Source organism: Synechococcus sp. BO 8801, from assembly GCF_002252675.1.
Classification (GTDB): domain Bacteria; phylum Cyanobacteriota; class Cyanobacteriia; order PCC-6307; family Cyanobiaceae; genus Cyanobium.
In genome coordinates, this window is the sequence record NZ_NQKY01000016.1 from 33,970 (window position 1) to 44,460 (window position 10,491).

12 protein-coding genes are annotated in these 10,491 nt (G+C 69.7%); 7 read left to right on the forward strand and 5 right to left on the reverse strand.

The genetic code is table 11. From position 1 onward, the window contains the following. Positions 1 to 44: 44 nt before the first annotated feature. The gene (locus CJZ86_RS11810; RefSeq protein WP_094586136.1) at positions 45 to 1,616 is read right to left on the reverse strand and encodes a class I SAM-dependent methyltransferase; all 1,572 of its coding nucleotides are present in this window, start codon (positions 1,614 to 1,616) and stop codon (positions 45 to 47) included. A gap of 164 nt (positions 1,617 to 1,780) precedes the next feature. Between CJZ86_RS11810 and CJZ86_RS11815 the strand changes: the two genes are divergently transcribed. The 6 genes from CJZ86_RS11815 to CJZ86_RS11840 all read left to right on the forward strand — a co-directional run bounded on the left by CJZ86_RS11815 (position 1,781) and on the right by CJZ86_RS11840 (position 6,182). After that, positions 1,781 to 2,038, forward strand: a complete 258-nt coding sequence (locus CJZ86_RS11815) for a NifU family protein (protein WP_261351723.1) — start codon at positions 1,781 to 1,783, stop codon at positions 2,036 to 2,038. A gap of 200 nt (positions 2,039 to 2,238) precedes the next feature. Further along, positions 2,239 to 3,849 carry a hypothetical protein gene (locus tag CJZ86_RS11820; RefSeq protein WP_094586137.1) on the forward strand — a complete coding sequence of 537 codons (1,611 nt, stop codon included), beginning with the start codon at positions 2,239 to 2,241 and terminating at the stop codon, positions 3,847 to 3,849. A 6-nt stretch (positions 3,850 to 3,855) separates the two neighbouring features. Further along, positions 3,856 to 4,476, forward strand: coding sequence for a type IV pilus modification PilV family protein (locus tag CJZ86_RS11825; RefSeq protein ID WP_094586138.1), 621 nt, complete (start codon positions 3,856 to 3,858; stop codon positions 4,474 to 4,476). Further along, positions 4,476 to 5,066 carry a pilus assembly FimT family protein gene (locus tag CJZ86_RS11830; protein WP_143594144.1) on the forward strand — a complete coding sequence of 197 codons (591 nt, stop codon included), beginning with the start codon at positions 4,476 to 4,478 and terminating at the stop codon, positions 5,064 to 5,066. Before CJZ86_RS11825 ends, CJZ86_RS11830 begins: the two co-directional genes overlap by 1 nt. Before the next feature lie 4 nt (positions 5,067 to 5,070). Continuing rightward, entirely contained in the window at positions 5,071 to 5,616 is a 546-nt protein-coding gene (locus tag CJZ86_RS11835; protein ID WP_094586140.1) for a PulJ/GspJ family protein, read from the forward strand. An 11-nt stretch (positions 5,617 to 5,627) separates the two neighbouring features. Further along, entirely contained in the window at positions 5,628 to 6,182 is a 555-nt protein-coding gene (locus tag CJZ86_RS11840; protein WP_094586141.1) for a hypothetical protein, read from the forward strand. Positions 6,183 to 6,184: 2 nt separating this feature from the next. Here CJZ86_RS11840 and CJZ86_RS11845 read toward each other — a convergent pair whose 3' ends face one another. Together CJZ86_RS11845 and CJZ86_RS11850 are read right to left on the reverse strand one after the other, a co-directional pair. Next, complete coding sequence (locus CJZ86_RS11845; protein ID WP_094586142.1) at positions 6,185 to 6,652, reverse strand: type II toxin-antitoxin system VapC family toxin; 468 nt, start codon at positions 6,650 to 6,652, stop codon at positions 6,185 to 6,187. After that, positions 6,649 to 6,900 carry a type II toxin-antitoxin system Phd/YefM family antitoxin gene (locus CJZ86_RS11850; RefSeq protein ID WP_094586143.1) on the reverse strand — a complete coding sequence of 84 codons (252 nt, stop codon included), beginning with the start codon at positions 6,898 to 6,900 and terminating at the stop codon, positions 6,649 to 6,651. The genes CJZ86_RS11845 and CJZ86_RS11850 overlap by 4 nt, the downstream gene beginning before the upstream one ends. A 91-nt stretch (positions 6,901 to 6,991) precedes the next feature. Between CJZ86_RS11850 and serS the strand changes: the two genes are divergently transcribed. Beyond that, positions 6,992 to 8,317, forward strand: a complete 1,326-nt coding sequence (serS, locus tag CJZ86_RS11855; RefSeq protein ID WP_094586144.1) for a serine--tRNA ligase — start codon at positions 6,992 to 6,994, stop codon at positions 8,315 to 8,317. Here serS and CJZ86_RS11860 read toward each other — a convergent pair. Next, positions 8,265 to 9,857 carry a class I SAM-dependent methyltransferase gene (locus CJZ86_RS11860; protein WP_094586145.1) on the reverse strand — a complete coding sequence of 531 codons (1,593 nt, stop codon included), beginning with the start codon at positions 9,855 to 9,857 and terminating at the stop codon, positions 8,265 to 8,267. The genes serS and CJZ86_RS11860 overlap by 53 nt on opposite strands. 11 nt (positions 9,858 to 9,868) lie before the next feature. Further along, the gene (locus tag CJZ86_RS11865) at positions 9,869 to 10,477 is read right to left on the reverse strand and encodes a prepilin-type N-terminal cleavage/methylation domain-containing protein (protein ID WP_233133991.1); all 609 of its coding nucleotides are present in this window, start codon (positions 10,475 to 10,477) and stop codon (positions 9,869 to 9,871) included. Positions 10,478 to 10,491: the final 14 nt, after the last annotated feature.

The window sequence follows — 10,491 nt, forward strand, 5'->3', positions numbered from 1 at the left end:
AGGGTCCGATCCTAGGCAGAGCCCCCGGGGGCCCTCGGCGGCGATCAGGCGCCGATGCCGAGGCGCCGCAGCACCGGCAGGCGCCCTGAGGCGAAGGAGTCCCAGAACTCCTGGAGCTGGCCCAGGGCCACGTCAGGGTCCTCGATCGGTTGCCCCTCGGGATCCTTCACACTGCCCCCCGCCATGGTGATGCCCATCCACACCATCTGGGCCACCCCTTCCGGAGGCAGGCCCGAATCGGCGACCTGCAGGAAGAACGACTCCAGCGGGCTGATGGTGACCGGCTGGTGCAGGACAGGCGAGAGCAGGGCACCGATCTCCTCGCCCGCCGTGATCTGGTCGAGGCAGCGCTGATTGAACCCATCGATGGAGCGCTTCAGCCCATCAGCCCCGTTTTCACGGCGGAAGCTCGCGCCGATCACGCCCGCACCGATCAGCACCGCGAGCCGCATCAGGAGGTCCTTTGGCTCCAGTGCGGATTGATCCAGGATCCACCCCACGCTCTGGGGACCATCAGCGAGGGCGCCCTTCAAGGCCTGCATGAACTCGGGCTCGATGGCCATCAGACCGAGGCTCGTGGGGAACGCATCGGCGTCATCGTCCGCTGCGGCACCCAGATGGAGCAGCAGATCTGTCATGGCCTGGCGGCGCCATTGCCGAGCGGGGGGGCAGGGGCCCTTGGCGAACAGATCGCGCCGGAACGTCTGATTGATGGCCAGATCCTGCAGAACCTCACGCATCGGCAGATCGACCGCCTCCATCACCTGGGAGCCCCTCTGGGGATCCAGCAGCTCCGGAAACATCTCCGGCAAGGTGGCCGAACCGATGTAGGTGAGGCCATGGGCGCCGCAGAGCCGGTGCATCGGGCCCACATACAGCGGTTGGTGGGCCGCTTGGAATTCCCCCACCAGATAGCCCTCCGGCATCGGCTCCAGCCGGGCGGCCAGGGTCCTGAGTCCCGGCAGTTCCTGGCCGAGGGGCCAGTCCTGGTCCTCCGTGCCGGTGAGTCGGCTCAGCGTCGCCGCCGCCTTCTGAATACCGGACAGGGTGGTGCTGCCCCCCGCCCGCAGCGATTCCTCCACGCTCAGCATCTGCAGAGTGCTGCGCGACAGCCAGCCCGGGTAGGTGTTGTAGGAGCAGTAGAAGATCCCACCGGGCCGCAGCAGTTCGCTCGCCGCGGCGATCAGAGCCGTTCTCACCTCCGCCCCCACCCAGCTCGCCACCCCGTGGGCGACCACGACGTCGTAGGACTCGGGCCAGCTCCGGCAGGGGCCTCTGCCGGGCAGGCCGCCCACGAAGGCCGTCAGATCCGCCAGGGCGAAATGCACGTTGCCGAGGCCCAGCTGCTCGGCCCGGGTGGTGGCAGCGGCGATGTGGGTCGGATTCATATCCACCCCGTAGAAGCTGGCCTCGGGGTGGGCGGCGGCGTTGAACAGAAGGTTCAGCCCGTGGCCGCAACCGAAATCGAGGTACTGGAAGCCTCTGCCGATCAGGCCGGGGTCAAGCCGGTGGCGACCGCCCATCAGCGTGGCCAGCACGAGCCAGGTCACTGAAAGCTCCCGGTGCAGGAAAGCCTCGTAGGTCTTCTCGGTGGGATAGGCGGGGGTGGGGTCCATCCCGGCGATGCGATGCAGTGAGCGCAGGATGCCTCAGGAACCGGGGCCTGCCATCTCGCGCAGGGTTCGTCGGCCCCACAGAGACGGCGCCTAAGCTCGTTTCAGTGCGTAACCGAGCCATGACCACCGACACCGCAAGCCCCGAGACCGCCGACGCCGGCACCATGGCGCCCGCCGTGGAGAGCGACCCCCGCGCCCTGACGATCGAGAACGTGGAACGGGTGCTCGACGAGCTGCGCCCCTACCTGATGGCCGATGGCGGCAACGTGGAGATCGTCGAGATCGACGGCCCGGTGGTGAAGGTGCGGCTGCAGGGCGCCTGCGGTTCCTGCCCCAGCAGCACCATGACCCTGAAGATGGGCATCGAGCGCAAGCTGCGCGAGGCGATCCCCGAAGTGAACGAGGTGGTGCAGGTGCTCTGAACCCTGCCGGAATGAACCCGGAACCGCCCCCCATCCGGGGGGCTTTTTTCATGGCCGATTGTCAGCGTTCTCTTCCGATGCCCCCAGCCGATTACGTCACGGTTCTCAATCCCTCCGGGTGATCCGGGGGTACGTTGAAGGGGCAGCAGAAGTGCTGCGGCGAATGGGGTTCCTGTCCACGTCGAAGGAGGCCTGGAGCGATGACTGGCCGGCTGCTGCTGCTGACGCTGGCGGACTCCCGCAGGCCCCGCGATGCCAGGGGCTTCATGGTCGCCTGCTTCCTGATCATCATGGCCGTGCTCCTGGGGGGGCTGGCCGTGGCGAAGCGTTCCTCTATGGCGGAGCTGGCCTCGGCCTACCAGAGCCAGGCCCGGGATGCCCGGGCCGCGGCCGACATCGGCATGACGGCGGTGGTGAGTGAGCTGAACCGCCACCGCAACCGCCAGCTGCTGGTCAACGCCTGCCTGCTCGAGACATCCACGCCCGCCGCCATCGCCGTCAACAACGCCGTCAAGGTGCCGGATGGCCGGGCCTTCGCCAACGTGGGCGCCACCTTCCCCACCGCCGGCGCCCTCCCCACCGCCCAGACGATCAACGTCGGCGACGGCTCCCAGCAGCGCTGGCGGCTGGTGGATGTGGACTGCTCCGCCGCCACCGCCGCCAGCGTGCGCCAGGGCACCCTGGCCAACCCCATGACCGGGCTCGCCGCCGTGCCCCCCACCGCCGGCGAGCTCACCCTCACCGTGCGCGGCTTCGCCCTGCGCGGCGGCTCCGTCGTGGCCGCCAGCACCCTGCAGCAGACCCTGGAGGTGGTGCCCAAGTGCCTCGACCGCAGCCTGCGCGGCCTGGGGAACAGCTTCGGCAACGACATCCGCCGCTGCAGCCTGGCCCCGGGCTTCGGCTTCGTGGCCGGTGCCGCCGACGACAACACCGGCGATCTGGTGATCTCCGGCGGCGCCTACAACCTCAACGTTGATCCGGTCACCTGCATTGCCTCCTTTGCCGGGGGCTGCGTGGACGGCCTGGCCCACACCAGCGTCAACGTGGTCGACGTCAACCTGCCGCCACCGCTGCCCACCGCCAACGCCACCTGCCGCAGCACCTCGCCCCCGGCCAGCTGCAACGTGAGCGTGACCAGCGACCTGACCCTGGCCAGCCGCAACTTCGCCAGCTGGCCCGCCCCCTGGAACACGCTCTGCACCCGCGAGGACGAGAACGGCGGCGCCTCACCCCCCGGCACGTTCCAGACCATCTCCTGCAGCCTCAACCGCCTCAGCACCGGCAACAACGTCGAACTGTTCTTCGACACCAGCGGCAGCACCGCCGCCAGCACGATCCCGGTGCGGCTGCACTTCCCCAACGCCTCCACCAGTGGCCAGAAGAGCGTCACCCGGGGGAACGGCTCCTCCGGCATCTTCCAGTGCGACTCCGATGCCGGCGCCATCACCTGCTCCACCAGCACCCAGGGCGCCCCCCGCGCCGCCGACCTGGCCCTGTTCGGCTGCCGCCCCGGGGCGCCCGCCCCCTGCGGGGCCCAATACCTGGATCTCGGCAACGGCAACGGCGCCTCCCAGAGCATGTTCCTGTACTTCCCCCTCGGCAACATCGAGATGGGCGGCACCCCGGACTTCAAGGGGGTGATCTGGACCAACGACTTCCGGGCCAACGGCAACATCAGCGTCACGATCTCCCCGAGCGATCTGGAGAGCGTCTGCGGGCTGATGAAGTTCTGCGGCGGCGACGATTCCCTCTATGAGTCCTTTGCAATCGATTACGTCACCAGGGCCGTCAGACGTCTCACCTACTCCTGAGCCACCGTGAAAGCTTTCCATCCCACTGCCTTCCATCCACCCCCCCTTCCCCCGCCCCGCCGCAGCCGCGGCGCCGGTGGCTTCTCCCTGGTGGAACTGATGGTGTCGTCGGTGCTGCTGGTGCTGGCCCTCACCGGCACTTCGGTGCTGTTCGTGGAGTCCAACCGCTCCTCGGCGGCGGCGGAGACGCGCTACCGCCAGCAGGCCCTGGTGGACACCGATCTGGCCCGGGTGCGGCGGCTCAACGATCGCTACACCTGCAGCACCGGCACCTGCACCAGCCTGGGCACTGTGGAGCTCGCCAAGAACGATTTCTTCCCGCCGCCCACCTCCACGGCCGCCAACGGCAACAGCAGCGCCGGCCAGCTCTTCGAGGCCCTGTGCAACTCCACCAGCCTGATCACCCAGCTGGTGGCCGACATCGGCGCCACTCCCTCGACCCTCACGGCGGCCGGCATCACCTACAGCATCGACGCCGCCAACCAGGGGCAGCAGACCGTCACGGAATTCGGCACCAACGTGGTGCGCAACCTTCACCGCTACACGATCACCTACACGAACAGCAGCAGCGGCGAACTGCTGCGCCGGGTCACGCTCGTGCCCACCACCGTCGCCTGGTGCCCCTGATGAAAAAACACCCCTCCAACGCCGGCTTCACCATGATCGAAACCACCGTGGTGGTGGTGATCGTGGGCATCCTCGCCGCCGTCGGCCTCGCCGCCTCCGGCAATGAATGGCGGCGCGAGCGGGTCAATGCGGTGGCCACCGAACTGGCGGGCTGGCTGGAGGGGGTGCGGCGCACCTCCCTGAAGGGCAATGCCTGCCAGGTGACCATCAGCGGCGGCAACCTCACAGGCGGCGCCATCCTCGCCAGCGCCTCGGAGCTGATCGCCGGCACGGCCATCGCCAACCCGACCATCGCCAACAACTGCCTCACCGGCCAGCCGATGCAGATCAGCGAAACCCTCGGCTCCTCCACCTACACGATCGCCCCGGGCGGCGCCACCAGCTTCAAGTTCACGCCCCGCGGCACGGTCAATGGCGCGGCCGCCGACGCCCAGCTCAACGCCCCGGTGGTGATCCAGATCTCCCTGGCGGGCAGCGGCGGGCCGATGCGCTGTGTGCGCATCTCCGAAGGCCTCGGCCTGATCAGTGTGGGCGCCAGCAATTCCAGCGGCGGCACCTGCCCGGACAGCAGCTACGGAGGCACCCTCTGACGCCATGAACCACCCCAGCTCCCACCTTCAGCACCAACGGCGGCGCCCCCGGCACCGGGGCTTCACCATGGTCGAACTGCTGATCACCTCCGTGATCATGGGCGTGATCTTCGCCACCGGCAGCAACGTGATGGTGACCCAGATCCGGGTGTCCTCCCAGCAGGAATCGCTGCGGCGGCTGCAGGACCACTGGGGCCGCATCAACCACCTGCTGGACAGCGAGATCACCGAATCGGCCTCGGCCACGGCCGTCCCCGGCACGTCCCTCACCCTCACCCTGGCGGGGGGACAGACGATCACCTACGCCTACAACGGCGGCACCCGGACCATGACCCGGACGGGCCCGCCCATCAACGACAACGGCACCCTCAACCTCACCGGTGGCACGGCCAACGTCTCCTCGGTGCTGCTCACCAACGTCGACGCCTTCGCGCCCACCCTCAACAACAGCCGCGAACCGGCCTACACCCTGGCCCTCAGCGACGGGCTGGGGGCGTCGTTCACTGGACTGTCGAGCTCCAGTCGCTCCCGCACCTCCAGCTTCCCCTGACCGCCGCCCCCATGCGTGCCCGCCCCCCGGCCCCGCGGCCGGCGCTCCTGCTGCCGTTCCTGCTGCTGCCGCTGCTGCTGCTGCTGCCGGGGTGCCGGCGGCCCACGGTGGAGGTGAGCGAGAGCCAGCGGGCCGCCTGCCGCGGTGAGGCCGAGAGCGCCGCCACCCCCGAGGAGGCCCTGCGTCGCAACGCCGACTGCCTGGCCGCCGCGCTCCGGGACCACGACAAACCACCGGCTCCTTCCGTACAGCCGCCGGCGGTGGTGGCGCCGCCGGCCCCGGCGCCCATCGATCGCTACCGCTACTGCCGGGTGCACCAGGAGGATGTGCAGGCCGCTTCGGCCCGGCTGACCAACGCCGCCAAGCCCTGGATGGTGGCCCAGAAGCACCACGCCCCCGGCAGCGAGGAGTACCGCGAAGCCCAGCAGGCCTACGACGCGGCGGTGGCGGAGCTGGAACGGCTGCTGCCCCCGGAGATCCGCAACGGCATGGATCTGCTGCCCACCGCCGCCAAGGCCTACAGCCGCTGCGATCGCCAGGTGATCGAAGGAACCTCCGGTCCGTAGAGCTAAGGGTCAGGGCTGATCGCGTGGTGGCTCAGGCCCAGGGCGGCGGCGACCCTGATCAGCGCCTGGTCGGCTGTGGCGAGGACCAACACCTCCCGGCTGGCGATGGCCAGGTGGAGGGCATCCCCGCCGCGCAGCGGCAGGCTCCCCAGCTCCTGCAACCACTGCCTGGCCTGCAGGAAATCGGTTCCCCGCGGTTCCAGCAATCGCAGGCGCTCGCGGCGGAAACACTCGAATTCGGCGTGAACGGCCCCGGCACGGTCTTCGGTGAGGTCACCCCGGCGTACGCAGAGGGCCACGACGGCGGCGAACTCCACCAGCACCCAGTGGCTGATCCAGAGGGGCGCATTGCCCTGGCTGAGAAACCACTGCTCCGCCGCAGGGAAACCGGTGTCGTTCAGGAAAAGCGACAGCAACACGCAGGTGTCGACATAGGTCCCCACCATCGGGTCCCGGCGTCGGGGCGTCATCCCCGATCCCGCCGCAGCTCATCGACGAGGGCCACCGCGTTCCCCGCAAAGGGGGGCTGGTGGTCGTGGAACCGCCGCAGCCGCTCCGGCCAAGACAGCGGACCTTCCTCCTCTGGGGCAGGACTTTCCCGCACCAGCCGGGCCACAGGCTGGCCGCGGCGGGTGATCACCACCTCGTCGCCCATCTCGACCGCATCCAGAAGGGCGGAGAGCTGCGCTTTCGCTTCAGCCAGACCAACAGATCGCATGGTCAGGTGGTCAGAAGGTCCGCCAACTGTAGGGCCGGTGTCCACCTGGGACGCCGGTCCGTAGGCTGCCCCCAAGACGATTGGCCCTCCCGTGCTGGATCAGCGCCTGCTGCGCAACGACCCGACGCTGATCACCGGCCCCCTGGCGCGGCGCGGCATGGCCACCGACCTCTCAGGCCTGCGCCAGCTGGCCCTGGAGGCCCGCGACCTGGAGCAGCGGCGCAGTGAGCTGCAGGCGGAGGGCAACCGCATCGGCAAGGAGGTGGGCGAGCGGATCCGGGCCGGCGCCGCCCCGGGCGGGGAGGAGGTGAAGGAGCTGCGGGAGCAGGGCAACCGCATCAAGCGCCAGGTGGGGGAGCTGGAGGAGCAGGAGAAGGGGATTGAGACGCAGCTGCTGGAGCAGCTGATGGTGCTGCCCAACCTACCCTCGCCCCTCTGCCCCAGCGGCCGCAGCGAGGCCGACAACGTGGAGGTGAAGCGCTGGGGCTCGCCGCGCGTCGCCGCCGGGGGCGAGGAGCTGCAGGAGCACTGGCAGATCGCCGAACGGCTCGGCATCGTCGACACCGAGCGCTCGGTGCGCATCGCCCAGAGCCGTTTCGTCACCCTGCTGGGCCAGGGCGCCCGGCTGGAGCGGGCGTTGATCAGCTTCATGCTCGATCGCCACGGCCAGCGGGGCTACACCGAGGTGCTGCCGCCGGTGCTGGTGAACACCGCCAGCCTCACCGGCTCCGGCCAGCTGCCCAAGTTCGCCGAGGAGAGCTTCCGCTGCGCCGACGACGACCTCTGGCTCACCCCCACCGCCGAGGTGCCGGTCACGTCCCTGCATCGCGGCGAGGTGCTGGGCGCCGAGCAGCTGCCGCTGAAGTACGCCGCCTACACCCCCTGTTTCCGCCGCGAGGCCGGCTCCTACGGCCGCGACACCCGAGGCCTGATCCGCCTGCACCAGTTCAACAAGGTGGAGCTCTACTGGTTCGTGGCCCCGGAGGACTCCGAGGCGGCCCATGAGCAGCTCACCTTGGATGCCGAAGCGATTCTGGAGGCCCTGGAGCTGCCCTACCGGCGCCTGGAGCTGTGCACCGGCGATCTGGGCTTCTCCGCCGCCCGCACCTACGACCTGGAGGTGTGGCTGGCGGGCGCCGGCACCTACCGGGAGATCTCCAGTTGCAGCACCTGCGGTGATTTCCAGGCCCGGCGGGCCTCGATCCGCTTCCGCGACGGCAAGACCACCCGCCTGCTCCACACCCTCAACGGCAGCGGCCTGGCCGTGGGCCGCACCATGGCCGCCCTGCTGGAGGCGGGCCAGCAGCCGGACGGCAGCGTCAGGCTGCCCGGGGCGCTGGTGCCCTACTTCGGGGCCGAGGCCCTCACGCCGGCAGGGCCCCCAGCCGCCGCAGCTGGGGCAGCCGCAGGGCGATGAAGTCGGCGGTGATGCGTTCGATCGAGCGCATCTGGGCCTGGGGGTCCTCGACGACCGTCTTGTCGGCCTCCAGCAGCTGCACGCCCATCTGCTGCAGACCCAGCAACACGCAGGTTCCCAGCATCGGCCCCTCCAGGCCGTCCGAGAGGGCCCGGTGGATCAGCACCTCCACCGGGGAGATGGAGGTCACCGCCCCCAGGCGGGGCAGCAGCAGGGAGCCGTAGGAGCGGCCCTGTTCGATCAGCTGGAACAGGGCGGCGTTGACGCGCTGGGCCTCGGGGGCCGCCGCCTCCCCGGCGTCGCCGCGATCGAGGCCGATCCGGCTGACGTGGAGCAGCATGGCCGCGATCAGCAACACCCCCTCGGGTGTCTTGTCGCTGAGGGCCACCAGCTCGGCCAGGGTGCGCGGCCCGTCGTGAACCGCGGCTTCGATCGGTCCGTAGACCTTGGGATCGCCGACCACCTGCCCGAAGGTGGTGGTGAACAGATAGGGGTCGTCGTCCTTGTCCTCGGCGGCAGCCGCCGGCGGACCCTCCAGCCTCTGCACCGCCAGCGCCGCCAGCCGCTCCTCGGCCTGAAGACGGGTGAGGGGGAGGGCCCCCTTGACGAACAGGTCGCGGCGGAAGGCCTTGTTGGTCGCCAGATCGATCAGGGTCTGGCGGATCAGGGGGTTCTCCTCCTCGAGCACCGCCTCCTTCAGGGAGGGGGCCAGCAGCTCGTCGAACAGTTCCGGCAGGGTGGCGCTGCCGAGATGGCGCAGCTTGTGGCGGCTGCAGCGCCGGTGCATGTCGGCCACATAGAGGGGCTGCCAGCCTTCGCAGCCGTACTCACCGCAGAGGTAGTCGGGATTGTCCTGGCTGATCCAGGCCAGCTCCCCATCCAGGGAAGGGAAGGCGCTGCCCAGGGGCGTGGGCGCGTCCGCCGTTCCGATCAGCCGCCGCAGGCTGGCGACGGTTCGGTGGATCGTCGCCAGCGGTTGGCTGGGGTCGCTGCGGCCCGATTCGAGGGCGTAGAGCTTCTGGAAGGCCGAGCGGGCCAGCCAGCCCGGATGGGTGTTGTAGGAGCAGTAGAACAGCCCCCCGGGCCTCAGGGCCAGGGACGCCAGCTTCAGCAGGGCCTCCTGCACCGACTCGCCGATCCAGGTGGCGATGCCGTGGGCGGTGACGTAGTGGTACGGGCCGGTGTGCCCGGGCAGCCAGCCGAGCGGCGAGGGATCCCGCTGCAGGGCCACGAAATCGGCCTCGAGAAAGTGGATGTTGGTGAGGCCCAGCTGGGCCACGAGCCACTCGGAATGGCTGATGTGCTCGGGGTGGAAATCGACGCCGACGAACGATCCTTCGGGGTAGTTGGCCGCCAGCAGGGCGAGGCCGAAACCCATGCCGCTGCCGAGCTCGAGGTAGGAGAACGGGCTGCCGTCCTGCGGCCGCGGCGGCGTGTGGCCCTTGACGAGGGAGGCGAAATCCAGCCAGTTGGGGGCCAGTTCCCGGTAGGTGCCGCAGGTGTAGGTGGATTGCGAGTAGTAGCCGCGATCCCAGTGCATGGAGGCGTGGGTCAGCGGATGTAGTGCGCGGCGCCGGCGGCCACGCTGATCGTCTGGTTCCGGGTGATGGCGTAGGTGGGCACCGCCAGGGTGACGGCGATCGTCGCCGAGCGGCAGTCGGCCGACACGGTGGGGGTGAAGGCGGTGACGCCATCGAGCACCACGGCGTTGTTCTGGTTGCTGGCGACGGTGGGGTCGAGCCGGCCGCTGGTGAGGATGCGCGGACCATCCCTGAGCACCCGGCCGGTGCCGGCATCGAAGCGGTAGGTGATCACCCGCTCCACCGGGTCGGCGTTGGCCACATCCAGGGGCACCAGCAGGCTGAAGCTGGTGGCAGGCCCGGTGACCGTGGCACAGCTGAGCGGGGTGGCGAAGGTGCCCGGCACACAGGCGGTGTCGTTGGCGGGAGGCGTGCCGGCCTGCATCCGGCAAGCCTCGACGGCCTCGGAATTGAGCAGGTAGTTGAACTTGCTCAGATCCCGCTGCAGCTGCACCGACCAGATCGTGGCGTTGGTGGAATTGAGGTGCGAGACGATCACCGAGGCGGCGGCGGCCACCGCGATTCCCCCCAGGACCGTGCCGATCAGCAGCTCCACCAGGGTGAAGCCCGAGGGGCGCACGGGGCGTAGGCGGG